This is a genomic window from Thermostichus sp. MS-CIW-34 (genome assembly GCF_054060435.1).
In genome coordinates this window covers 1-25827 of record NZ_JBSSDE010000044.1, presented here as the reverse complement: position 1 = coordinate 25827, position 25827 = coordinate 1, and the positions used below count along the sequence as shown (strand labels likewise).

Annotated in this window: 15 protein-coding genes and 1 pseudogene; 7 read left to right on the top strand and 9 right to left on the bottom strand. The window is 58.6% G+C overall.

Features of this window, described 5'->3' with window-relative positions; genetic code table 11:
* Positions 1-103 precede the first annotated feature (103 nt).
* Both smpB and der read right to left on the bottom strand, forming a co-directional pair.
* Positions 104-568: an SsrA-binding protein SmpB gene (gene smpB, locus ACVWYY_RS12655; RefSeq protein ID WP_011432891.1), complete on the bottom strand. Its 465-nt coding sequence runs from the start codon at positions 566-568 to the stop codon at positions 104-106.
* Positions 569-591: 23 nt separating this feature from the next.
* Entirely contained in the window at positions 592-1971 is a 1380-nt protein-coding gene (der, locus tag ACVWYY_RS12650; protein ID WP_011432890.1) for a ribosome biogenesis GTPase Der, read from the bottom strand.
* Positions 1972-2131: 160 nt separating this feature from the next.
* Here der and ACVWYY_RS12645 point away from each other — a divergent pair, with 160 nt between their 5' ends.
* On the top strand, positions 2132-3328 hold the full coding sequence (locus tag ACVWYY_RS12645) for an aspartate aminotransferase (protein WP_414415961.1): 1197 nt from the start codon (positions 2132-2134) through the stop codon (positions 3326-3328).
* 3 nt (positions 3329-3331) lie between these two features.
* Here ACVWYY_RS12645 and ACVWYY_RS12640 read toward each other — a convergent pair whose 3' ends face one another.
* Positions 3332-4540 carry a Coenzyme F420 hydrogenase/dehydrogenase, beta subunit C-terminal domain gene (locus ACVWYY_RS12640; RefSeq protein ID WP_457392103.1) on the bottom strand — a complete coding sequence of 403 codons (1209 nt, stop codon included), beginning with the start codon at positions 4538-4540 and terminating at the stop codon, positions 3332-3334.
* A gap of 5 nt (positions 4541-4545) precedes the next feature.
* Positions 4546-5103, bottom strand: coding sequence for a molybdopterin-dependent oxidoreductase (locus ACVWYY_RS12635; RefSeq protein WP_414406991.1), 558 nt, complete (start codon positions 5101-5103; stop codon positions 4546-4548).
* A gap of 447 nt (positions 5104-5550) precedes the next feature.
* Between ACVWYY_RS12635 and lgt the strand changes: the two genes are divergently transcribed.
* Positions 5551-6690 (top strand): prolipoprotein diacylglyceryl transferase, encoded by a 1140-nt coding sequence (gene lgt / locus ACVWYY_RS12630; RefSeq protein WP_414350359.1) that lies wholly within the window; start codon positions 5551-5553, stop codon positions 6688-6690.
* Between the two features lie 74 nt (positions 6691-6764).
* Here lgt and chrA read toward each other — a convergent pair whose 3' ends face one another.
* From chrA to ACVWYY_RS12605, 5 genes are all read right to left on the bottom strand, one after another.
* Positions 6765-8036 carry a chromate efflux transporter gene (gene chrA / locus ACVWYY_RS12625; RefSeq protein ID WP_457402723.1) on the bottom strand — a complete coding sequence of 424 codons (1272 nt, stop codon included), beginning with the start codon at positions 8034-8036 and terminating at the stop codon, positions 6765-6767.
* Between the two features lie 102 nt (positions 8037-8138).
* Positions 8139-10100 (bottom strand): O-linked N-acetylglucosamine transferase, SPINDLY family protein, encoded by a 1962-nt coding sequence (locus ACVWYY_RS12620; protein WP_457402725.1) that lies wholly within the window; start codon positions 10098-10100, stop codon positions 8139-8141.
* 41 nt (positions 10101-10141) lie between these two features.
* Positions 10142-11617 (bottom strand): site-2 protease family protein, encoded by a 1476-nt coding sequence (locus ACVWYY_RS12615; protein WP_457402727.1) that lies wholly within the window; start codon positions 11615-11617, stop codon positions 10142-10144.
* Between the two features lie 47 nt (positions 11618-11664).
* Positions 11665-12756 carry a magnesium-protoporphyrin IX monomethyl ester (oxidative) cyclase gene (gene acsF, locus ACVWYY_RS12610; protein WP_414356796.1) on the bottom strand — a complete coding sequence of 364 codons (1092 nt, stop codon included), beginning with the start codon at positions 12754-12756 and terminating at the stop codon, positions 11665-11667.
* A 104-nt stretch (positions 12757-12860) separates the two neighbouring features.
* Positions 12861-17468 carry a glutamate synthase-related protein gene (locus ACVWYY_RS12605; RefSeq protein ID WP_457440734.1) on the bottom strand — a complete coding sequence of 1536 codons (4608 nt, stop codon included), beginning with the start codon at positions 17466-17468 and terminating at the stop codon, positions 12861-12863.
* 285 nt (positions 17469-17753) lie between these two features.
* Between ACVWYY_RS12605 and ACVWYY_RS12600 the strand changes: the two genes are divergently transcribed.
* The 5 genes and pseudogenes from ACVWYY_RS12600 (at position 17754) to ACVWYY_RS12580 (ending at position 25613) form a co-directional block, all read left to right on the top strand.
* Positions 17754-17969: an IS630 transposase-related protein gene (locus tag ACVWYY_RS12600; RefSeq protein ID WP_414329292.1), complete on the top strand. Its 216-nt coding sequence runs from the start codon at positions 17754-17756 to the stop codon at positions 17967-17969.
* A 168-nt stretch (positions 17970-18137) separates the two neighbouring features.
* Positions 18138-18320: pseudogene (locus tag ACVWYY_RS12595) on the top strand (IS1/IS1595 family N-terminal zinc-binding domain-containing protein); the annotation flags it as partial.
* Positions 18321-18583: 263 nt separating this feature from the next.
* The gene (gene uvrC, locus ACVWYY_RS12590; RefSeq protein ID WP_457440732.1) at positions 18584-20455 is read left to right on the top strand and encodes an excinuclease ABC subunit UvrC; all 1872 of its coding nucleotides are present in this window, start codon (positions 18584-18586) and stop codon (positions 20453-20455) included.
* A 210-nt stretch (positions 20456-20665) separates the two neighbouring features.
* Entirely contained in the window at positions 20666-23887 is a 3222-nt protein-coding gene (locus ACVWYY_RS12585; protein ID WP_457440730.1) for a PAS domain S-box protein, read from the top strand.
* A gap of 49 nt (positions 23888-23936) precedes the next feature.
* On the top strand, positions 23937-25613 hold the full coding sequence (locus tag ACVWYY_RS12580; RefSeq protein ID WP_457440736.1) for an NAD+ synthase: 1677 nt from the start codon (positions 23937-23939) through the stop codon (positions 25611-25613).
* Positions 25614-25827 lie beyond the last annotated feature (214 nt).

Sequence of the window (25827 nt, the reverse complement as noted above, 5' to 3'; positions counted from 1 at the left end):
TTCGGGCCTGTTTTGTTCTCTGGTAGAGCAGAGCAGGCTCAGGGCTACTGAAAGCCCGCTCCGTACCGCTTAGCGGTCGGAGTCGGGTAGTTTACGGAGAAATTTATCGTTCCTTCAGTTCCCGCTGAATCTCCCGCTGGGTTTGCCGCTCTTTGATTGCCTGCCGCTTGTCGTGGAGCTTTTTGCCGCGGGCCACGCCCAGATGGGCTTTGATCCAGCCGCGGTTGAGCACCAGCTTGAGGGGAACCACGGTCAGGCCCTTTTGTTCCACCAAGCCCCGTAGGCGGTCGATCTCGCGGCGGTGCAGCAGCAACTTGCGGCGGCGGGTAGGGTCGTGGTTAAACACTTTGCTGGCGGTGTCATGGGGGGAGATGTGCAGATTGTGCAGCCATGCTTCCCCATCCCGAAAGAGGGCAAAAGCGTCTTGCAGGTTGGCTTTGCCCGCTCGTATCGATTTCACCTCTGTGCCGGTCAGTTGGATCCCGGCCTCATAGGTCTCCAAGATGTCGTACTCGAAGCGGGCGCGACGGTTGTCAACCAGGGTTTTGACGTTGGGATCCACAGCCATAGGCTTTCAGTAGACCAGAGGGCCTAACGAGAGGTCAGGGATCTCTCCAATTTTCGCACCGCCCGCCCAACCAAGCGCTCGGATTTGCCGCGCCAGAGAAAGCGAATGGGGGTACCGGTAAAGTCCAGGTTTTGCCGGAAGTGCTTTTCCAGGAAGCGGCGGTAGTTATCCTTAAACAAATCGGGATCGTTGACAAACAGAACAAAGGTGGGGGGCCGATCCGCCACCTGGGTGCCGTAGTAAATTCTGCCCTGCTTGCCCTGGCGGTTGGTGGGGGGCGATTGCCAGGCAAGAGCATCCTGGAGCACTTCGTTGACCACAGCGGTGGGAACCCGTTTGCGGTGGGCGGCCACCACGGTATTCACCTGCTCAAAGATTTTGTGGGTGCGTTGCCCGGTGAGGGCGCTGACAAACAGGAGCGGCGCCCATTCGATAAAGTAAAGCCTGTCGCGAATCTCGCGGGTGAACTCGTTGATGGTGTGGGTATCTTTGTTTTCTACTGCATCCCACTTGTTGACGACGACAACGCAGGCGCGGCCCTCTTCTTCGATGCGCCCGGCCAGCCTCTGATCCTGTTCGGTAACCCCCTCCAAAGCATCGATCACCAGCAGCACTGCATCCGAGCGCTGGATGGCCTTGAAGGCCCGGTTGATGCTGAAGAACTCAATGCCGTACTGCACGCGGTTTTTTTTGCGGATGCCGGCGGTATCGATGAGGCGATAGGGCTGCCCTTCCCAGGTGACCACGGTGTCGATGGCATCGCGGGTGGTGCCGGAAATGGGGCTGACGATGGCCCGCTCGGATCCCACCAGGCGGTTGAGCAGGCTGGATTTGCCGACGTTGGGCCGTCCCACAATCGAGACGGCGATGGGATCTGGCTCGCCTGCGGCTTCTGCGGTCACTTCGGGCAAGTGAGCCAGCACCGCCTCCAACAGCTCGGCTACCCCATTGCCATGGATGCCGGAACAGGGGATCGGATCCCCCAGCCCCAGCTCCCAAAAGGCTGCTGCCTGAGCCAGGCCCATCTGCCCCGACTCGCACTTGTTTACGGCCACCACCACCGGCAGGGGTTGTTTGCGCAGCCAATCGGCCACTTCTACATCGGCGGGTGTCAGTCCCTCTCGGCCATCCACCACGAAGATCACGGCCTGCGCCTCGGCCATGGCTGCCATCGCTTGCTGGCGAATGTGGGGCAGAAATTCGCTGTCGTCGCCAAAAACCAGGCCGCCGGTGTCCACCACCCGCAAGCGGCGCCCGTTCCACTCCACCTCCTGGTACAGGCGATCCCGGGTCACGCCGGGCTCATCGTGCACAATGGCCGAACGCACCCCCGCCATGCGGTTGACGAGGGTGGATTTGCCCACGTTGGGGCGGCCCACAATGGCCACAAGAGGTAGGGGCACTGTTGGCTCGTCGATAACTTGGGATATCTATCCTAGCTGTTCGGGATCCCGGATGCCCAAAGCCGCCAATCTCGATCATTGCTTTGGATGCAGGTCTGGCGGTAAGTTAGGTACCTATCCTCCCATCAGGCACCGGCTGTGCCCCTTCCCCATTCTTGCCATGAACCGCGCTCTCGTTCCCGCCCAGCGGCTGAACAAGCTGCCCGCCTATGTCTTCGCCCGCTTGGATGAGCTGAAGGCCCGCGCCCGCCAGCAGGGGTTGGATTTGATCGATCTGGGCATGGGCAACCCCGATGGTCCCACCCCACAGCCGGTGGTGGAGGCGGCGCAGGCGGCCATTGCGGATCCCGCCCACCACGGCTACCCGCCCTTTGAGGGCACGGCCAGCTTCCGCCAGGCGATCACGGATTGGTACTGGCGCCGCTACGGGGTGGAGCTGGATCCCAATGGAGAGGCGCTGCCTTTGCTGGGATCCAAAGAGGGGCTGACCCACCTGGCTCTGGCCTATGTGGATCCCGGAGATCTGGTGTTGGTGCCCAGCCCTGCCTATCCAGCCCATTTTCGCGGCCCCATGATTGCCGGCGGGCAGATCTACCCGATGATGCTGCGCCCGCAGAAGGGGTGGTTGATCGATCTGCAAGAAATACCGCCGGAAGTGGCCCAGCAAGCGCGGGTGCTCTACTTTAACTACCCCAACAACCCGACGGCGGCAGTTGCGCCCCGCTCTTTTTTTGAGGAGGTGGTGGAGTTTGCCCGCCGCTACGATCTCATCCTGGTGCACGACCTGTGCTATGCCGAGCTGGCTTTTGACGGCTACCGGCCCACCAGCCTGCTGCAGATCCCAGGCGCCAAGGACTTGGCAGTGGAGTTCCACACCCTCTCCAAAACCTACAACATGGCCGGCTGGCGGGTGGGATTTGTGGTGGGCAATCGCCAGATCATCCAGAGCTTGCGCACCCTGAAAACCAATCTCGACTACGGCATTTTTGCCGCCATCCAAAAGGCCGCCGAAACTGCCCTGCGCCTGCCGGATAGCTACCTGGAGCAGGTACAAGAGCGCTACCGCCGCCGGCGCGACTATCTGATCGGCCGCCTAGCGGAGTTGGGCTGGCGGATCGAGCCGCCACGGGCGACGATGTATCTCTGGATCCCTACCCCCCGCGCTGCCGACGGCACCCCTGAGGGATCGACGGAGTTTGCCCTGCGGGTGCTGGAATCTACAGGCGTGGTCGTAACCCCCGGCAGCGCTTTTGGAGAGGGAGGAGAGGGCTACGTGCGGATTAGCCTAATTGCCGATTGCGAGCGCATAGGTCAGGCTATCGATCGCTGGGCGGAAGCTGGGATCCGCTACTGCTGAGCCTCAGTCTTGCGGGAGTTGGTACTGCTCCACAATCCGCCGGGCAAAGGGGGGCACGTGCTGCTCCAACTTCTGGGGATAGTGGCGGCGCACGTAGAGGTAGTTGCGGGTGAAGTGGGAATCGATGGAGAAGCGGGCATATTCCAGGCCGCGCGGCCCAAAGCGCTGGATTGCCGCCCCCAAGAGGCGAGCCAGCCACATTGGCAAACTCAGGGCTTGGTCGTAGGCAGGGATCCCCTGCTGCACTGCCGCCCTCCGGGATCCCTGCGAGATCACCGGTTGGGTTTCCAGCTCCTCCCAGACTAAGTCCAACAGCTCTTGCCCCCGCTGATTGCGCACCAGCAGCCACTGCCAGCCCAAGGGGGATCCCATGTAGCCCACCACCAGATCTGCCAGAGCATTCACATAGTCAAAACAACTGAGGCAGGAGGGGGCAAACACGTCCTTGAGTTCTTTGGTCTTGAGGCCGAAGAAGGGCACCTTTTCCACCGAGCCATCTTCGTGTTTGAAGTGGATGTGGAAGTCTTGCATAAACTCGTAGTGCACCACCGTCTGTGGGGAGCGGCTGGTGGTTTCTAGAAACTTTTGCAGCCCGGCACGGCTGACATTGTCCACACAGGGCGTGCCCAACACGTACAGCTTCTCCAGGCCCAGTTTTTTTTCCACCGCCCGCAAAGCCTGAATTTGGCAGCCCACCCCGATCACCAATAGGCGCTTGAGGCCGCTTTGCTCCACCTGCTCCAACACAGACAAGTTGGGAGAAAGAGTTGGCTTGTTAACTCGTGCCGCCCAGACCGCTTCGGGGGTACGGGCCAGGATGGGCCGTGGCTGAAAGCGATCCCGCTCATCCGCCTGCACGCACACCACCCCTTCCACCAAGCCAGTGGTGAGGGCCTTCATGCCAATGCTGCTGACAATGCCCGTCCACTGGGCCCCCGGGATCGGATCCCGCTTGCGGGCCGTAAACATTGCCTCGTAGACACCGAAGTAATCGGTATCGGTGACGGCAAGGGATCCTGAGCGCAGCGATTCCCGGGATCGCCCGTGGGTCTGTTCTTCCAACTGGGTCAGTTGCTGGTCCAAGAAGGCACAGGCTTCTTTGACGTGGGCCACGTAGCGGGTATCGCAGAGGCCGCACTGGCTGCACAGCTCTTTGGCCGGATAGCGGCCGGAACGGATGGGCCGGGCTGGACGCGGTGAACGGGATCCCATGATTTCTAGTGTTTGCGTAAGCGGAATGGAGTCCAATGGATCTTTTGAGCTTTGCTGTTTAAGCTTTCTTTGAGATCTAAAGACACAGGCACCTCAGGCGTTCGCAGCAACGGCAACCAAGGTGCTCTCTTCAGTTTGCGGCCAAAACGGCAGATAGCGGCAAAGAACTTCGAGGGATCCCTGCTAAAGGAGCGCAAAATTTCAGAGCCTCTATAGATTGCTGTAGCGTTCTTCGGCCCAGGGTTCACCGCCCATGTAGTAGCCGTTGCTCCCCCAAAAGCCCAGCTGATCTTAGGGGGGAAACTCCAGGCATATGGGTGAGGGATCAAAGTGCGCACCGGCCCTACCGGGAGCGGTTGTCCTTCCAGGGTATGAACCAGGTAGTTTTCGGGGCGGATGAACTCCTCCAGAGTCAGGTTGGTGGTGTAGCCGCCATAACAGTGTTGCATCACCGCCTTGGCCTCAGGAGCAATGGATACCAACTGCAACCCATCCGGGATCCACACCCCTGTCCAGTTGACATCCTCCATCTCCTTTCGGTACAACGCAAAGACTGGAGACACGGCACAGCTTGCCCACTGCTGTCGCCCCCATCTAGCCCCACCACTTGGCCGGTGTACTCCGTCATCCAAGGCTTGGTACTGCGCTGGAGTGGCCTTGAGGAGTTTGGCATCTCCGACCAGCGTGGGTGTATCTTAATTGCAGGTCTAACAGGGCAAAAGCCGTCCTGGAAGGGCGGGGCTTTGGACCTAGCTTTTTGGTAAAGGTATGGGCTCTAGGGTGGAATCTTGTCCGTGACGGGCCTGTAGGATCGGGTCAACCGGGAACGAGGACTGGCGCTGCTTCAGGATCGGGGAGAATGGATCCCTGTTGGAGCCTGTGAATGGCTGCCGGGGATAGGGGAGAAGAGCCCGGAAGGGACTCCGTCCCGCTAACCCAAGCGGGTGAGGTTGATAAAGCCGACTGGTGGAACTGAGTTGAGCAATTTTGGGGTGCAGAGCGTGTTGTCGATGAACCTATGGAGTGCAGGGCTGTTGGGCCTTACCTTCAGCTCACCTGGAGAATTTGTCTTCCGCTTTCCCCCCGGCACCCCGCTGGTGGGAGGGCTGGGCCTACGCTGGTATGGCCTATTGATGGCAGTGGCCGTGTTGGTCGGCTTGATCTTGACCAAAGCGTTGGCAGAATCTCGTCATCTAGAGAAAGAGCCTGGCAAAGCCAGTGAACGAGTGGAGCTACTGGCCCTGTGGTTGGTAATATCTGGGTTTCTGGGCGCCCGCCTCTACTACGTCCTCACCCACTGGTCAGAGTTCCAAGACAACCCCCTCTCGGCCTTTGCCATTTGGCAGGGGGGTCTCATCATCCACGGTGGGGTGTTGGCCGGCGCGCTTGCCCTTTACCTCTATTGCCGCACCACCGGGATCAACGGCTGGAAGTACGCCGATGTGCTCACGCCGGGGTTGATTTTGGGCCAAGCCATCGGGCGCTGGGGCAACTTTTTCAACTCTGAGGCCTACGGTGCCCCTATTCCTCCCGACAGCCCTTGGCCGCTGCGGGTGTACATTCCTCCCCAAGCCCGCGAGCCGGAATACAGCCAATTTGAGTTTTTTCACCCCATCTTTTTTTACGAAAGCGTCCTCAACCTGCTTCTATTTGCCCTCTTGATGGGAATGTTCTGGCGCTTTCCCAAACTCAAAGATGGCACTTGGGTTTGGACGTATGTGGTCGGCTACAGCTTGATTCGCATCCCTTACGAAATCTTGCGCGTGTCGGCGGTGGCCTATCTGCCGGGAACTTCCATCAAAGCCGCCTATGTAGCCAGTGGCTTGGGCTTGGTGATCGGGATCGGCATGTTGATCTACATGTACCGGCTGCGCTTCGACCCCGATTTGGAACAACTGGCAGCGTGGTTATCGGAGCAAGCGGGATTAGCGCCAGAAGCAGCCCAAAACCTTCTGGAACGGGCTTGGGCTATTCAACAGAGACATCGCCGCGCCGACCTGTTGGATCGTGTCACCCTCGCCATGCCCCACTTTCCCGGCACCCTTGCCCCTCACCTGTCTCTTGGCCAACGGGAGCTGCTCATGCGGCAACTGTTTTGTCGCCTGGAAGGCAGGGATCCCTCTGAGGAAGGGCTGGCCCAAGCCAGTTAGTGCCGTGGCCATCAGGCTGAATCAGGGTCATTCCCTCACCCCCAAGGAGAAAGCAGGGCCAGGGAGCAAAACCTTTAGGCCAGCAGACCTCGGGCCAGCAAACCCGCCCCCCCTCCCATCAACACCAACAGCCAAGTGGGCTGGCGAAAGCGCATCAAGGCAATGAAGGCCGCTACCCCGATCCCCAAAGCCACCAGCGAAGCGGGAGTTGTTTGTTGTAGCAGCGCATTTTGGGCCAAGGGCACTGTAGCCGCAGCAACAGCCCCCAGGGCCGTTGGGGTAATTGCCTGCAGGGATCCCTTCACCCAAGCATTGTGCCGTATGCGCAACAGAACCGGAGCTGCCAGCAAAATAAAGGCAAAAGAAGGGGCAAAGATGGCCACTGTTGCCGTCAGGGCCCCCAGCACCCCTGCCACCTTGTAGCCGATAAAGGCTGCCGTCAGCACCACCGGGCCAGGAGTAAATTGCCCAATGGCCACCCCATCCAAGAACTCTGTCGGCGTCAACCAGCCCAACTGATCCACCACCTCGTCGGCGATGAAGGGGATGATCACCAGCCCTCCCCCGAAGATGGCGCCGCCTACTTTCAGGAAAAACAAGGTCAAAGGCCAGAAATAGGCACCAATCCGCTCCAGACCCCAAAAGCTGCTCAGGATAAGGGTTTCCGGTGGAACCGTGGCCACTACCGTCTGGGCCAACGTCAATACTGGCCAAGGGAGTAAAATCGGGATCCCCGATAGTGGGCCTTTTTTGGGCCCATACAGCAGCAGCCCCACCAGAGCCGCCAGCCCGAACAGCAACAGGATATTCACCCCCCCAATCAGCAGCAGGGCAAAGGCCGCCACCGCGATCAGCCCCCGGCTCCAATCCTTCACAGCTTTACGGCCCAGTTTCCAGCAAAAGGCCAGGATAATGGCGATCACCACCGGGGCCACCCCAAAAAACATCCCCTCTAGCTGCGGCACCCCCTGAAAGCGAAAGTAAAGCCAAGAAAAAATCACCTCGATCACAAAAGCAGGGGCAATGAAGCAAATCCCCGCCAGCACCGCCCCCAACCAGCCTGCCCGCACATAGCCGACATAGATCCCCATCTGGGTAGAAGCTGGCCCTGGCAACATTTCACATAGGCCCACCCCTTCGGTAAATTGTTCCTGGCTCATCCAGCCCCGCCGGATCACCGCCTCATCGTGTTGCATGGCGATGTGGGCTTGGGGGCCGCCGAAACCCAGGGATCCCAGCCGCAGGAATACCACGGCAATCTCTTTCAGGCGCGTTGAAAGGGAGGGCAAGTTGTCGGGGGCGTTTTCCGGACTGGGGAACTGACCGGGAGCAGACTCAGAAGACATGGGCAAAGCCCGGCAAGACAACCCCACCTATCCTGCCATCTGTCCGGGATCCCTTCAAGAGGACAACACTCGCCCGTTTATCCTTTCACCCAAACTGCCCCCTCAGGTCTTCAGGCTTCGCAACCACTCTTCCAGAGCGCGGATCGGCGCGGGATCCCGGTAGACGCGATCTTGACGTGCTTTCACCTGCTGGCCCATTTGCTCTCGCCACTCTGGATCCAAGCCCAACTGACTGGCAATCTGGACGTATTCATCGAGGGTGTGGGCGATGGTATCCAGGATCCCCATCTGCTGCAGGATGGCGTAGGTGTGGCGGCCCCGCAGCAGGGATCCGGGCAAGGTGACGATGGGCAGGCCGTGGGGCAGGGCTTCCAGGGTGGTGTTGCCCCCTGACCAGCCGAGGCTATCCAGGTAAATATCCCCCAGGGCGTTGTAGGCGGCATATTCTGCAGGCGAGAGTTCCGGTAGGAGCACCACATACTCTTCGGCAGCTAGGTCATAGGCCTGAAAGGCTCGTCGCAGCCGCTGCCAAAAGCGCTCGCGGATCCCTTGGGAGAGGCGGCCCCGCAAAAATAGAAATTGACACTTCCCCACTTCCCGGGCGATGCGGGGGAACACCTCGTCGTACTGAGGTAAGTACTTGAATAGGGATTGGGCGCAGAGGTAAAGCACCCTGTCGGGATCCACCCCCCAAGCTTGCCAGTCCACAGGGGCGGGGTCAACTTCTAGGGGAATATAGTAGGTGCCGATGCCAGGCAGGGGCAGGAGCTGCTCGGTGTAATGGCCGGCCCCGTCCGGCGGCTCCATCAGCTCGCTGCTGAGGAAAACGTCTATTGTCGGCAGGCCAGAAGTTTGCGGGTGGCCCCAGGCCATCGCCTGTACCGGCGCCAAGCGGAGGGCGGCCAGTTGGGCACAGACCGGGTCAATGCCCACTTCCGGGTAGAGGAGCACATCCAGCTGTGCCTCTCGAATAGCCGCTTGCCATTCTTCTATGCTGCGGGATCCGGCCACAAAGTGCTCAAAACGAGGGGGCAGGGAGCACGTGACCTCATCTTGGATGACCGAGGTGTGGAAGCCGTAGAGGGCCACTTGAGCACGATCCAGGGCTTCTACCCAGCCGCGAGTCAGGATCTTCCAAACGGAGTGATCCCGAAACAGGCCGGAGACAATGCCCACCCGCAGCTTGTCGGCGCGTTGCTTGAGCAGCAGAGGGGGGTGGGGGTAGCGGGCTGCCATGACCTCACAGACCAGGGATCCGTAGAGCTGCTGCAGATCGCGGTCGTTCTGGCCTTGGTAGGGCAAAAAGAAGGGCTGGACGGAGCCGATCCCGGCAGCCGCTTGCTCCAGGGTTATCGGATCCCGCGGCAGGTGTTCCCAGCGGCCCTTCACCTGTTGTAGGGCTTGGCGGTAGCGCTCCCGAGCCACGGAAACTTGGTCTGCTGAGGCGTACAGCAAGGGCAACTGGCTCACACACCACCCCAGGGCCGCGGCCAAGTCGGCGGGATCCGCTTGCCAGAGTTGGTAGAACAGCTCCGCCGCTTTTTCCTCTTGGCCACAATCCCGCAGCACAATGGCCAAGGTGTAGGCAGCATCGGCAAAGTCCGGCTGCAGCTCCAGGGCCTGTCCTAAGGGGACAAGGGCCGCCTCCAAATCCCCCTGCTGCCGCAGCACCAGCCCCAACTGGTAGAAGACTTCTGGATCCGGCCCCCCCTGCTCTAGGGCCAGTTGCAGGTGAGTTTTCGCCTCCGCCAGCCGCCCCGCCTGCTTGAGGGCAATCCCCAGGTTAAAGTGGGCATCGGGGAACCAAAGCTGTTGGACAAGGGCCTGCCGGATCAGGGCAATCGCGTCGTCCAGGGATCCCTGTTGCTGCCGACAGACCCCCAAGAGGTGCAGTGCCTCGGGGTGGGTGGGCTGGGCTTGCAGCACCTGCTGGTAAAGCGAGACGGCCTGTGGCCATTGACCTGCCTGGTGATGGCGAACGGCTTGGGCCAACAGACGCTGCAGGTGCTCTCCTCTGTCCTTTCCAGCTTTGCCTAGGCCAAAGCCTTTCCCCGGTCCAGACACAGTGAGCTCCTCTCGCCGGCGGATCCTGGGCCTCTACCCCATCAGCCGTTGGGGAAATTGAGAAAGCCCGCCAAGGCCGGAGCAATCGGCAACAGGGTCATGACCATCAAAAAGAGGGCCAGCAAAGCCAGCGCATCCCGCTGGCCATCGGTCTCTGTGATTTCATCCTGAGGGGGACGCTCTGGCTCGCGAGCAATGAACAGGATCAGCAGCGCCCAATAGAGGGCCAAGACGTTGCTGATGGCCGCCACCGCCAAGGCAATCAGGGTGATGAAGGTGGCGCGGGCCGCCGTCTTCCGCCCGTACACCGCCTGCACAATGCGACCCCCGTCCAGCTGCCCTGCCGGCAGCAGGCTCAAGGCGGTGATTGCCAGGCCAATCCAGCCCACGGCAACAAAAGGATGAATGGGGATCAGCTCCGCCTGCAACTGGGATCCCAGCACCAGCCGCGCTAGGGTGCCTACCAGGATGGAGCTGCGGAAGATCTCCGTGGGCACATACAGACCCTCGGAGCCGGAGAGCTTCAGGCCAGCCAAGAGCACCAGCAGCGACAGGATCCCGCTCGCTGCCGGGCCGGCAAAGGCAATGTCGAAGAGGGCCTTGCGGCTGGGCACCGGCGATTGGATGCGGTTTAGGGATCCCAGCGTGCCGATCCCCAAGCTGGGGATAACAAAAGCAGGGCTGAGGCGCACGCCGTACTTGCCCGCCATCCAGCGGTGTCCGGTCTCATGCACCAGCAAGATGGCGAAGATCCCGGCCGCCACCGGCAGGGCTTCCACCCAGCGCCCTGGCGCATCCAACAGCCGGAAGCCCAAGAGATTGGCCCCCACCTCCAACGTGGCGACGAAGCTGAAGACCAGCAACGCCCCCGCCAGGATCTGCGCCCCCACGGAAGCGCGGTAATTGACGATGGGATCCGGCAAGACCACCACCGCCGGCTTTTCCGCCGGATCCTCCACCAAAAAGAGCTGGTAGCGACTGCCCACCTGCTCTTTGAGCTTCTCCACCAGCAGGGGTACCACCACCTCCGCCTCCTGGCGCAGGTTGCCCTTAAAAATCGCCCCTTCCCCATAGGGGACGGTCTCGGTGACGAAAAAGGTATCGAGGCCGAAAATAGACTGAATGGCCTGCAGATCCTCAGCCGAGATCCGCTGCAGAACCGCAGGCGCTTCCAAAGGCGCCTCCCCTGCCGAAGGGGCTTCCCCCTGCTCTTCCAGACGAGCCAACTGCTCGCGACGGGCCTGCAGCTCCTGCTGGGCCAACTGGCGGGTCTTGCGCCCCACAGCAATGTAAAGCCCTGTAAAGACCAACAGCAACACCAGGAAGCCTGCAAAATTGAGGTAGATCCCCAGCAGCAGCAGCCCCAGGAAAACCACCCACGGCAACAAGAGCAGGGATCCCTGTAACCACACCCAAACGGCTAAGGATCCCCGCCGACGGGCTCTCCAGAAGCCCCAACCCAAAAAGGCCAGCGTTCCCAGCAAAAAGAGCGGCGTAATCTCAGCGGCAATGTTCATGGCTGACCTATGAGGCTGTACGGGTACCAAGCTGAGGGCAAGACGGCTCAAGCAGAAACAGCCGTTCCTTCAAAACGGGGCTCCGGCTGCTCCCACAGGTAGAAGCCAGCTTTCCGAGGTTTCAGGAGGAACAGCCGCAAAAACTGATAGAAGTTATCCAAGTAGAGGGGCAGCTTGCGCAAACCCTTGAAGGGGCCGGATCCCCGGGCAATCTCCCTCAGCTTAGCGTTGTTGGCCACGCACTTTTGCAGCCGCCGCACAAACTCAGGGTTTTCCACATCCAACACCACCGGGAACACCTTGGCCGCCTCGCGGTTGGTCTTGTAGATTACCTCCATGTCATAAGTATGGGGATCCAGCCCGATGAGGCGGTAGAAATCCGGGCGCTCTCCCACATCGTTGAGGTACATAGTGGCGAACACCGACAGCAAGAAGAAACGGCACCACAGCTTGGCCACCCATCCCTTGAGCAGCCGCGGCTGGCTTAGGAGCATGAGCGCAAAGAAATCGCCGTGGCGGTTCTCGTCCTGGCACCAGTTCTTGAAGAAGTTGAAGATCGGGTAAACGCGATCCTCGGGGTGGGCCTCCAGGTGGCGGTAGATGAGGATGTAGCGCCAGTAGCCGATCTTCTCCGAGAGATAGGTGGCATAGAAGATGAAACGCGGCGCGAAATAGGTATAGGACTTGTGCTTGGTCAAAAAGCTCAGGTCAAAGGCCAAGTTAAAGTCGCCCATAGCCCGGTTCAGGAAGCCGGCATGGCGGGCCTCGTCGCGGCTCATCAGGGCAAAGCACTCGGCCAAAACGGGGTTGGTCTCTTTTAGCTTGCGCGACAGCTCCTTGTAGAGGAGAAAACCGGAGAACTCAGCTGTACAGGAGCGCTCCAAGAACTCCACAAACAACCGGCGCGCCTGCGGATCCAGGCGGCTTTCCCAGTCTTGGTTGAACTCCTCACCCCGGACGAAGTGATGGCGGTTGTAGTCGGCGCGAAACTCCTGCAGGATGGCCCGGAAATCAGCCTCTCGATCCCCTAAGCCCATTTTGCCGATGGCCTCGAAATCGGTGGTGTAGAAGCGCGGCGTCAGGATGGTCTCGGTGGGCACTCGCGCTTGAGTTTGAGCAGCTTGCAAACTGGGACTCATAGTGATTTAAAGCGGATGAAAAGGCCAGGTATACTCTCGCAGTTTACCAGCCTCTCTGGCCGTCGTGGGGATAAGAAGTGTTACCGGCAGGCTCTGAGAGATCCTTAAGACTCCACTGCCAGCGGCTGGGATCGCAAGGGATCCGTCAGCTCGCTGCCCTCCTCCGAAGGCGGGATCACCTGCCAAAACAGGGGCAAGCAGGATTCCCAATTTTGCAGAATGCGCTCCGCTTTGGGGGAATGGGTGCGGCGATAGTGCTCTTGGATCAGGCTCTTCAGTTGTGCCTCTGCTGCCGCCGTCTGCACCCGCTGAATGCGCACGATCTCCCCGTTGACCTTGGCGGGGAAGTTGCCCTCCTCATCCAGCACATAGGCCAGGCCGCCGGTCATCCCCGCTCCCAGGTTGCGGCCCACCCGCCCCAGCACCACCACCACACCACCGGTCATGTACTCGCAGCAGTGGTCGCCGGATCCCTCGATCACCGCCTGCGCTCCCGAGTTGCGCACCGCAAAGCGTTCCCCCGCCTGGCCGTTGGCAAACAGGGATCCGCCCGTGGCCCCGTACAAACAGGTGTTGCCCAGGATTACATTTTCCGCCGGATCGCGGGGCGCCTCAGGGGGAGCCAGGATGACGATCTCGCCGCCACACATGCTCTTGCCCACGTAGTCATTCGCTTCTCCTGTCAGGGTCAGGCGCATCCCCGCCAGTGTAAAAGCGCCAAAGCTCTGGCCGGCGCTGCCGACAAAGCGCAGATCCAACTGCCCCCCCTGTTGGGCGAAGCCGGTATCTCCGTACAAGCGGGCCAAGGTTCCGGCAATGCGCCCGCCCACACAGCGGTCGGTGTTGGCGATAGGGATCTCCACCGTGGCCGTGCCGCAGGTTTCCACCGCCTTCTGCACCTCCGGCTGAGCCAGGATCTGCTCATCCAGCACCGGGCCGTTGGAATGCACCGGCTCATGCTCCAACCAGTCGGGCAGGGTGTTGGGATCAAAACCGGGGGGAGTTCGCAGCAGACACTCCAAGTTCAAGGATTGGGTCTTCTGCAGAACGGCATCGGCCCGCGGACAGAGCAGATCCACCCGTCCAATCACCTCCTTCAGAGAGCGGTAGCCCAGTTGCGCTAAGACTTGGCGCACCTCCTCCGCCACAAAGGTGAAGAAGGTCACCACGTGATCTGGCGTGCCGGGGAAGCGCTTGCGCAACTCCTCCTTCTGGCTGGTCACTCCCACAGGGCAGTTGTTGGTGTGGCACACCCGCGCCATGATGCACCCCTCCGCAATCATGGCCACCGTGCCAAAGCCAAACTCTTCTGCCCCCAGCATGGCCGCCATCACTACTTCCCAACCCGTGCGAATGCCGCCATCCACCCGCAGGATGGAGCGCTGCCGTAGGCCGTTTTCCAGCAGGGTATGATGCACCTCCACCAGGCCCAACTCCCAAGGTGCCCCGGCATGTTTGATGGAGCTCAAGGGGGAAGCCCCTGTGCCCCCTTCATGGCCGGAGATTTGGATGATGTCGGCGTTGGCCTTGGCTACTCCTGCCGCCACCGTGCCGATGCCCACCTCCGCCACCAGCTTCACCGACACCTGTGCCTGGGGGTTCACCTGGTGCAAGTCGAAGATCAACTGCGCCAGATCCTCGATGGAGTAGATGTCGTGGTGGGGCGGCGGCGAGATCAAGGTCACCCCCGGCTTGGAGCGGCGCAGCTTGGCGATGTAGGGGCTGACCTTTTTGCCCGGCAGTTGTCCGCCCTCGCCCGGCTTGGCCCCCTGGGCAATTTTGATCTCAATTTGCCGCGCGTTGAGCAAATACTCCGGTGTCACGCCAAAGCGGCCCGAGGCCACCTGCTTCACCGCCGAGCTGGCGTTGTCCCCCATGCGCAGCCCCTTCAGGTGGGGAAAGCGGGCCGAGGTGCCATCTGGGCCTACATCGGTGATGGGGAGGTATCGTTCTGGATCTTCCCCGCCTTCACCGGAGTTGGACTTGCCGCCGATGCGGTTCATGGCAATGGCCAGGGTCTCGTGGGCCTCGCGGCTGAGGGCCCCCAAGGACATCCCACCTGTGGCAAAGCGTTTGAAAATCTCCGACACCGGTTCCACTTCCTCCAAGGGAATGGGATCCCGGTCGCTGCGGAAATCCAGCAGGTCTCGCAACGCGGTGGGGGTGCGGCTGCGCAGGTGCGCCCTGTAGATCTCATAGTGGGCAGGCTGACCCGATTCGATGGCCTTGTGCAGCAGTTTGGCCATTTCTGGACTGTTGATGTGGTATTCGCCTTTGGGCCGCGCCTGGATAAAGCCAAAGTTCTCCAGCTTTTTCGAGGTGAGTTCGGGAAAGGCCCGCTGGTGATTCACCATGCCCTCGCGGGCCAGATCCGCCAGCGTCATGCCTCCCACCCGCGACACCGTGCCGCGGAAGGCCAGATCGATCACCTCTTGGCTCAGGCCAATGGCCTCGAAAATCTGCGCTCCGTGGTAGCTGGAGAGCAGAGAAATGCCCATTTTGGAAAGAATCTTGAGCAGCCCTGCCTCAATGGCGGCGCGGTACTTCAGTTGCACCTCGGCCAGGGAAAGCTGGGGCAACTTGCCGGCAGCCATCTGGGTTTGCGTCTTGGGCTTGTGCCACCACTGCCGCACAGCTTCATAGGCCAGATAAGGACAAACGGCGCTGGCCCCGTAGCCGATCAAGCAGGCAAAGTGGTGGGTGCTCCAGCATTGGGCAGTCTCCACCACCAGGGAAGCGCGTAGGCGCAGCCCCTCCTGGATGAGGTGATGGTGGATGGCGCCCACCGCCAACAGAGGTGGGATCAGAGCCTGCTCGGCATCAAGGCCGCGATCCGAGAGAATCAAGATCTCAGCTCCCCCCCGCACTGCCTGAGCCGCCTGCTGGCAGAGGGCCCGTACCTGGACCTCCAGTCCTTCTGGGCCGGCAGCCACCGGATAGAGAATCGGGAGCGTGTGGCAGGGAAAAGGGGTATGCTGCAGAGCGGCCAGCTCCGCTTCGTTGAGCACCGGACTGCGCAACTGCAACAGGCGGGCATGCTCAGGGCGGATCTCCAGCAGGTTGCCCTTGGATCCCAGATACACATCCAAAGACATCACCAGGCTCTCCCGCAGGGGATCGATGGCAGGGTTGGTGACCTGGGCAAAGCGCTGCTTGAAATAGTCGTAGAGGGGATGAGGCTGGGTGGACAGCACAGCCAGCGGCGCATCATCCCCCATGCTGAAGGTGGGCTCCTTGCCCGTAGCCGCCATCTCCTCGATGATCATCTCCACATCTTCTGAGGAGTACCCGAAGGCGGTTTGGGCTTGTAACAGTTGTTCTTCCGAGAGGTGAGGGGTATTTTCAAAGCCTTGGGTGCTGAGCTGAACGCGATGGGCTTTGAGCCATTCGCCGTAGGGGTGCTGGGCTGCCACCTGGGTTTTGATCTCCCAGTTTTTGCAGATTTGCCCGCTCTGCAGATCCACCGTCAGCATCTGCCCCGGGCCTAGCCGCCCTTTTTCCAAAATGTCGGTCTCCGGCAGAGGAACCACGCCAGCTTCCGAGGCCACCACCAGCAGACCATCGCGGCTGCGAGCGTAGCGGGCTGGGCGCAGGCCATTGCGATCCAACGTGGCCCCGATGGTTTTGCCGTCGCAGAAAACCACCATCGCCGGGCCATCCCAAGGCTCCTGCAGGCCGCCGAAGAACTCGTAGAAATCCACCACTTCCGGGTGATTCTGCAGTTCTGGCTGGTTGCGATAGGCTTCCGGGATCAGCACCATCATCGCCTGCTGAGTGGAGTAGCCCGACTGAATCAACAGCTCAAACACAGCGTCCAGACCTGCTGAGTCGCTGGTGCCCGGGTCAATAATCGGCTTCAGATCCTCGACCGCTGTACCCCAGCGGGGATGGGAAAGGGTTTGTTCGCGGGCGGCCATCCAGTTGACATTGCCCAGGTAGGTGTTGATCTCGCCGTTGTGGCAGAGGTAGCGGAAAGGCTGAGCCAGCGACCAACGCGGCAGGGTATTGGTGCTGAAGCGGCGGTGGTAGGTGGCGTAGGTGGTGGTGTAGAGGGGGTTTTGCAGATCTCGATAAAACTGGCCCAGAACCGACGATTGCACCATGCCTTTGTAAACGACAACCCGGCAGGACAAAGAGGCAAAATACAGAGCATAAAAGCCAAACCGAGCCTCTACCCGCCGCCGAATGCGCCGCCGCAACAGATAGAGCTGCTGCTCTAGCTCGTCTCCTTCCAGCGTGGGATGGGTGAGGAGCATCTGCCAAATGGAGGGCATGGTCTGCCGCGCCATCGGCCCCAGGCAATTGGGATTGACCGGTACCTGCCGCCAAACCACCCGCTGCCAGTCGGTGGTGGTCAAGTACTCATCGATCACCTGCTGCACCGCCTGACACTCAGCAGGATCCTGAGGCAAAAAGACCATCCCCACCGCGCTGTGAGTGGGATCCCAAGCTCGAATTTCTTCCCTCTCTGCCTGCAACAGCGACCAGGGGATTGCCGTTGCAATGCCCGCCCCATCACCGCTCTGGCCGTCGCCGCCACAGCCACCCCGATGTTCCATACAGGTGAGGGCCTGAAGGGTTTTCTGCAAGAGGTCGTGGCTGGCTCTCCCCTGCTGATTCACCAAAAAGCCGACCCCGCAAGCATCCCGCTCTTGAAAGTGCCAGTTTTCCTGCAGGATAGGGGCCGAGACCTGAGAGGGATGGGGATTCATAGGAGTAAAAACAGTTTGGAATAAATCACGCTTTCAGAGGTGGAAAACCAGCATATCGCACTCCAATCCGACAGGAAAAGGGGGGCAGTCTCAAGTCACGGCTGGCTCTTGCCAACAGGGCAACCGTTGGGGCAATCGGCTCAGCGAAGTAAAGACAAAAAAGCTCGCCATGAACAGATTTTTCGAGTTTCTTCTGCAGCTTTCCCCGACGGACTGCGGACGATCTGAGAAAGCTAGGGCGAATGCGCCAGCTCACACCGGCTCCGCTCGCTGGCAACTGGCCCTGTGGAGAACTGCGGTAGGGAGACAGCCGTAGGGTATGTCCAGGAAGAGGGCAACCCCACAGATGTACAACAGATGTACAAAGTCAGGCGTGCAACGGTCTATCGCTGGCTGAACCTAGAAGACCTCAGGCCGACAAAAGTCAAGACCCAGAAGCCAAAGATAGACTTGGCCGCCCTGCAGCAAGACATAGGCCAGGATCCAGGAGCTCAATTGTAAGGATAGAGCTCAGAGATTCGGGTCGCGCCAGCGGGACGGAGCCCTTGCCCTATTGACTATACTGGTGGTGCTCTGGGAGCAATGATACTATTACCCTAGATTTTTCGTGTTTCTGAGTAAGCTCATGCTGACTTGCCCAAGCCGTCATTCTTTTAACTTAGATACGACAAGATCCATAATGGAAAGCAGCATTATCGATGCCAGGATTGTCACAGGCAATTTATACCTGAATCTACTCAAAAGATTGTCTCAGAAGTCAATATATCCCTAGTTAATAAACTTAAGCGACTTTCCATTGCTGCTATATCTTATGTAAATGAACTACCAGAACTCTGGACAAAATTATGTTAATCACAAATCAACTTATTCTTCCCAAATCATGGAGGTCTACCCGTCAAAAGAGGTACTTTGATCCTGCGATGCGACGAGCTATTGCCATTTGTGCTAGCAGGTTGGAGCTTGAAAGCAGGACGAGCTTCCCAAACTTGTTCAGAATGATTGTTCAGAATGACTGTGTCTCCACATGGATTGGAGTCAGTGTTGCCGAGAAAAGCCATATCCTTGCTAGATTGAAGTCATGGGATCCCTGACTCTACCCGGTAGAACTGAACTTTATGACCGTCCCTCTGATTCACAGCCGTGACGTTCTAGAGAGCCGTCTCAAGGAGATTCCTGCTGAACCCGGCGTATATTTAATGCGAGATGCCACGGATCAGATCCTCTATGTAGGCAAGTCCAAGAAATTGCGCTCTCGAGTGCGATCTTATTTCCGCTTCACCGGCGACCTGTCCCCTCGCATTCAGCGCATGGTAGCTCAGGTTTGCGAGATCGAGTTTATCGTAACCGACAATGAAAGTGAAGCCCTAGCCCTAGAAGACAATCTGATTAAGACCCATCAGCCCCCTTATAATGTTCTCCTTAAGGACGATAAAAAGTATCCCTATTTGTGTATTACCTGGTCGGAGCCTTATCCCCAGCTTTACATCACCCGCCATCGTCGCCTTGATCGGAATCAAGACAAATACTATGGCCCCTACACCGATGTTGGCCTGTTGCGCCATACCCTTGGGTTGGTCAAACGAATTTTTCCCTTGCGCCAACGGCCCAAACCTCTGTACAAAGATCGCACCTGTTTGAACTACGACATTGGGCGCTGCCCCGGGGTATGCCAAGGCTTGATCAGCCCAGAAGAGTATCGCAAAACGCTGACTCAAGTGGCCATGATCTTCCAAGGCCAGACAGATGATCTGATCCGAGAGCTGCAGGAGAAGATGATCCAGGCCGCCGAACAGGAAAATTACGAGGCAGCCGCACGATATCGGGATCAAATTCGCGGTTTGGAACAATTGGGAGAATCCCAGAAGGTCTCTTTGCCTAACTCTACCGTCAGCCGTGATGCTCTGGCCTTGGCCATGAATGATTCACGAGCCTGCATTCAATTGTTTCAGGTGCGGGCAGGCAAGTTGGTGGGGCGGCTGGGGTTTGTGGCCGAAAACCGCGGTGACGACCCAGGCCTTATCTTGCAGCGGGCTTTACAAGAGCATTATCAATACTGCGATCCGGTGGAAATTCCCTCTGAGATTTTGACCCAGTATGAATTGCCCGATCACGATTTTCTGGAGTCTTGGCTGAGCCAGAAAAAAGGCCGCAAGGTCAGCCTCATTGCCCCCCAACGGCAGAGCAAAGCCGAGCTGATCGAGTTGGTTGAGCGGAATGCCCAACTGGAGCTAACCCGCACTCAGCGCTTGGCGGATCGGGATGCCGCGGCCTTGGAGCGCTTGGCAGAAGTCTTGGATTTGCCGGATGTGCCCCGCCGTCTAGAAGCCTACGATATTTCCCACATCCAGGGATCCGATGCTGTGGCCAGTCAGGTGGTGTTTATCGATGGCCTGCCTGCCAAACAGCACTACCGCCGCTACAAGATTCGCAACCCTGAGGTGCGCCCCGGTCACTCCGATGATTTTGCCAGCCATGCAGAAGTGGCCCGGCGTCGCTTCAGCAAAATGACCCCTGAGGATCAGCCGGATTTGGTGCTCATCGACGGGGGCAAGGGGCAGTTGTCGGCAGTCATGGCCGTCTTGGCGGATTTGGGGCTGGATCACCTGCCGGTAATTGCCTTGGCCAAACGAGAAGAAGAGATCTCTCTGCCGGGGGATCCCGTGCCCCTGCGGTTGCCGGCCCAAGATCCGGCTCGCTTGTTGTTGCAACGCCTGCGAGATGAAGCCCACCGATTTGCTCTCGCCTTTCATCGCCAGCAACGGAAAGCGCGTCAACATGCCTCTACGCTGGACGAGATCCCCGGCTTGGGCAAGTATCGGCAAAAGCTGCTGATGGAAGAATTTCGGTCGATTGCCCGCATTCAGGTGGCCTCAGAAGACCAGTTGGCTCAAGTGCCCGGCATTGGCCCGAAGATTGCCCGGCAGATTTACCGCTACTTTCACCCGGAAACTCAGGCGGGATCCCCGGAGACAGCGCAGGTGGAGTAGTTGAGAATCCGCACAGGGATCCCTGCCCTACCGGCAGCCCACGGGGTAACATCCACAGAAACCTAAGCACCCTTCCTCGCCCGTGATTTTACGAGATCACGGGGGAACTTGTAGTGCGGAAAACATCGCTCAAAGCAAAAATGATACATAATCTCAGGGGCAGGCGTTCTTAGTGCCCTAGTACTGCTTGCGAAAACATAGGGGATCCTGATGTTGGCCGGACTCGATGTGCTCCTGGAAAATGCCCCCATTGGGATCTTTCGTGTGGATCTGCAGGGACGATACCGGTTTGCCAATGCCAAGCTTGCCGAGATATATGGCTATACTTCCTCTGCCCATTTGATGCGCCATCTGTCGGATTTTGGCCATCATCTCTATGCTGACGCTGCCGGTCGTCGCCAGTTTTTCCAGGATCTGCTTGCAGGCAAAGTCGGCGATGGGAGAGTGGCGCAAGAGTTTTTGATCCACAGTCGCAAGGGCTTGGACTTGTGGGTGCGAGAACAAATTCAAGTTGTCCGCAATCCGGCAGGGGATCCCCTCTGTTTTGAGGGGTATGTGGAAGACATCACGGCGCGGAAGCAGGCTGAACAAGCGCTTGCAGAGAGCCAACTCCGCTACAAAAGGTTGGTTTGTGCTATCCCACAAGCCTTAATGATCTTTAGCCAAGAAGGCAAATGCCTGGAGCTGATTTCTTCCCCGGAGAATGCTTGTGTTGCCTCACTCCCAGCAGAGCACCTTCAGGGAAAAGCAGTGCAAGAGCTGTTCGGCTCTGAGGTTAGCGACCAACTCCGGAGGCTGATTGACCGTTGCTTGAGCAGCGGATCCCAGCAAACCTTGGAATATCCCCTAACCAACTCAGCGGGAGAGCTCCGTTACCAAGAAATTTGCATAGTTCCCTACGGAGCAAATTGCGTGCTTGGCTGCATTCAAGATATTACCGAGCGTAAGCGTCTAGATCTGGCTTTGTTGGAGATTCAACAGCGATTCTGGGGTATTGTAGAGTCCTGCAATTTGGGCATTTCTCTGCTGCCTCTTGAGCCAGAATCCAAGCCACATGGCATGAACTCAGCCCTCAAGGATATAACAGGATATTCTGCAGAGGAACTGAAAGCTTTGCCTCTGGAGGCCTATATCCCAGATTTGGCTGATGTTGAAACCCTAAAAAACCTCTGGCAGGAGATGATCGAGGGTCGGCGCAGTCATTATGAATTGGAACATCGCTACACCCGAAAGAATGGCCAAATCATCTGGACAAAGTCTCAGGTTTATGTTGTGAGAGATGAAGAACAAAAGCCTCTGTTTGCCGTTCACTTCCTGGATGATATCAGCGAGCGCCGATCCATCAAATCTGCTCTTGAGGAAATTCAAAACCAATTGCAGGGGATCTTCAACTTCTGTAGCCAAGGGATTGCTCTGATGAGCTTGGATCCTGATCCCCGGTATCTCAGCCTCAACCCGGCAATGGCAGAGATTACAGGGTATAGCGAGGAAGATTGGTCAGCTCTGAAAGCGGAAGATTACACCCCCTATCCTGAAGATCGAGAACGGGGCGAGATACTCTGGAATGAATTGATTGCCGGATACGCTAGCAACTATGAATATGAAAAGGTGATCCGCCGTAAAGATGGCAGAGAGATCTGGGTTCGCCTGCAACTGTCTGTAGTGCGAAACGCTCAAAACGAGCCTCTGTTTGTCATCCAATTTCTAGAAGATATTTCCGAGCGAAAAAGGGCCGAAACTCACCTGCGAGAAAGTTTGGCCGATCTGGCCCGCAGCGAAGCACGTTACCGCGCCCTTTACGAAGTGATTCCAGACATGATTCTGCAGGTGGATCGGCAAGGGCTAATCCTGTCCTACAAGCCCCCAAAAGGATTTGCATCGGCCTATCCCGATGACCGCTATCCTAACCAGTACATTCAGGATCTGTTTCCAGAGCATTGGAAAATCTACTTTGCTCCCTTGTTGGAGAAAGCCTTTCAAACGGGAGAAATTCAGGTTATTGAATATCCACTTCCCAAAACTTCTCAAGACACTGCGGAAGCATTGCCGGAATATCGTGAGGCACGTCTGTTGCCGTTTGGGCCGGATGAGGCCATTGTTTTGGTGCGCGATATCACCCTGCGCAAGCGCCTGGAGCTGGCCCAGCAAACACGAGAAGCTGAATTAACAGTCCTGGTGCAACAGCGAACCCAGCAACTGGAACGCAGTCTGCAGTTTGAATCGATTCTGCGCCGCCTCATCCATCAGATACGGGCAACTCTGGACGAAAAGCAGATCTTGCAGACGGTTGTGAACGAGCTGGGGAAATTTTTGGGCGTTCTTTTTTGCAATGTTGGCCTTTACGATAGCCGCCGAACCTACTCCCTGATCAGCTATGAATACACGACGCTTTCGACCTCTGGGGTCGGGGCTCGGGTTTGGATGAGAGATTTTCCCCTCTTCTACGAACAGCTATGGCGAGGCTGGTGCTTTCAACTGTGCGCTCGGGATCGTCAACGGGATCCCGACACTCTGCCCCCCTATCTGACCAAGCTGGCCTGCCCCATTGCGGACGATCAGGGCATTCTTGGGGATCTGTGGCTGGCTCGGCCTCCTGAGGAGAGTTTTAGCGATTGGGAAATCGATTTGGCCCAGCAAATGGCGGCCCAGTGCGCGATTGCCTTGCGACAGGCCAGGCTCTACCTCAGCAGCCAGGCTCAGGTGACGGAATTGAAAAAACTCAGCCAAATTAGGGATAACTTCCTGGCCGCCGTCTCCCATGAGCTGCGCACTCCCCTTACCAGCATTAGCCTCTCGGTTCACCTGCTGAAACTGAGCCATCAAGTTTCTCCTCTCACCCCCAAGCAAATCCAGTATCTTGAGGTTCTGGAGCAGGCGTGCGAGCGAGAGATCTCCCTAATTAACGATCTTCTTAACGATCTTCTGGATCTACAAAATTTGTCGGGCAATACGCTCAAGCTGCCCTCTGAGCAGGTTAACCTGCCTCTCCTTTTGGCACCTCTTATCAATCGGTTCCAAGACCGGATGCGCAAGCGGCAGCAAACTCTACAAGTTCACTGGGATCCCCACCTGCCCTATCTGCACACCCATCCTCGCCTGTTGGAACGCTTGGTCTGTGAGCTTTTGACCAATGCCCACAAATTCACGCCCGCCGGCGAACACATTGTCCTAGAGGTTGTTGCTTTGGGTTCCGACCGCTGGGAGCTGCGCTTGACCAACACGGGCACCACCATTCCCCTCGAAGAACAAGAACGCATTTTCGAGCAGTTTTATCGCATCCCCCACTCGGATCCCTGGCAGCAGGGGGGAACAGGCTTGGGATTGGCTCTGGCCCAAGCCATTGCCAACCACTTGGGCGGCTCTTTGCAGGTGGAAAGCACTGCCCACCAAACCACGTTTATTCTTCGCTTGCCCGCAGCAGAATCTTGTTGACGATTCGGTTTGGGCCACTTATGGTGAGATTTACCATATGGGGGGCAGGGTGAAGGTAGCGCTGTTGCAACTGAACTACATCGTCGGCGATCTGAGCGGAAATGCCGAGCGCATCCGTTCGGCAGTCGAGGCAGTGGCGGCGGCGGGAGCAGAGTTGGCCATCACCTCGGAGCTGGCGTTGCTGGGGTATCCACCCCGCGATTTGTTGCTCTACCCGGCCCTGATCGAGAGAGCGAACCAAGTTTTGCAGCACTTGGCCAGTCGGCTACAGGCCAGCATTCCGGTGGTCGTGGGATCCGTGCAGACCAATCCTCTGCCTGAGGGTCGGCCCCTTTACAATGCTGCTGCCTGGCTGGAGGGGGGCCAGATCCGCCATTGGTTCCAGAAGTCGCTCTTGCCCACCTACGATGTCTTCGACGAAGATCGCTATTTTGAGCCGGGATCCCAGCCCCAACCCATCGAGTACCGTGGCCGCCGCCTGGGCTTTACCATTTGTGAAGACATTTGGAACGACCGCGACTTTTGGCAGCACCGCCGCTACCACTGGGATCCGGTGGAAGAGATGGCCCGCTGCGGTGCCGACCTGCTGATTAACCTCTCGGCTTCCCCCTTCAGCCTAGGCAAACAGAAGTTGCGGGTGGAGATGCTGGGATCCCTGGCCCGCAAGCACGCCCTGCCCATTCTCTACGTCAATCAAGTGGGGGGCAACGACGACCTCATCTTCGATGGGGCCAGTTGTGCCGTGGATCGCCGGGGTCGGGTTGTGGCCCAAGCCGCTGCCTTTCAGCCGGATCAGCTCATCCTGGATGTGGACGAGTTGACCCAGTCTCCCAACCCAGACCAGAATCCACCAACTACGGGATCCCGCTGGCCGACCGAGCCGGAAGCTGAGCTGTACGAGGCGTTGGTTTTGGGCACCCGCGATTACGTCAGCAAATGTGGCTTTCGCGAGGTGCTATTGGGCCTGTCGGGGGGGATCGACTCTGCCGTAACTGCTGTGATCGCCGCCGATGCCTTGGGGCCGGAGCGGGTGCTGGGGGTGCTCATGCCCTCTCCCTATTCCAGCCCTGGCAGCCTGACCGACGCCTACCAACTGGCGCAAAACCTGGGGATCCCGACCCTGAAGCTGCCGATTCAGTCCATCATGGAGAGCTACCACCAGCTTTTGGCAGAGCCCTTTGCCGGCCTCCCCCCCGACATCACGGAAGAAAACCTGCAATCGCGCATTCGCGGCACCCTCCTCATGGCCCTTTCCAACAAGTTCGGGCGGCTGCTGCTGACCACAGGCAACAAATCAGAGCTAGCAGTGGGCTACTGCACCATTTACGGGGATATGTCCGGCGGCCTGGCGGTGATTTCCGATGTGCCCAAGACCTGGGTGTACCGCTTGGCTCGCTGGATCAACCGACAGCAGGAGCGGATCCCGCTTGCTACGCTGACCAAGCCCCCCTCAGCGGAATTGCGACCCGGCCAACAAGATAGCGACAGCTTGCCCCCCTACGATTTGCTGGACAAGATCCTGCAGCGGCACATCGAGCAGCATCAATCCAGCCCCGAGTTGGTGGCTCAAGGGTTCGATCCCGACACGGTGCAGCACGTGCTGCGGCTGGTTCAGAATGCCGAGTTCAAGCGACACCAAGCTCCCCCTGGGCTACGCATTACCGATCGCGCCTTCGGCACCGGCTGGCGGATGCCAATCGCCAAGCGTCAAGAAGGGATCATCTGATGGAACTAGTGGGATACCCTCACCAAATTTTCGGGCTGGAGGCCCGCACCATAGCCGCAGGCTTGGTGTCGGGAGGAAAGCCCGCCTCCTTATAGGTTTGCTGGTCAAAAGTCTGGATAAACTACAATAAGCCCATGAGCCAGACTATATCCGTACGTTGCAAGCTGATAGTCCCACAAGAGTTGCGTCAAGAAATTGACCGCACTTTGCAGGG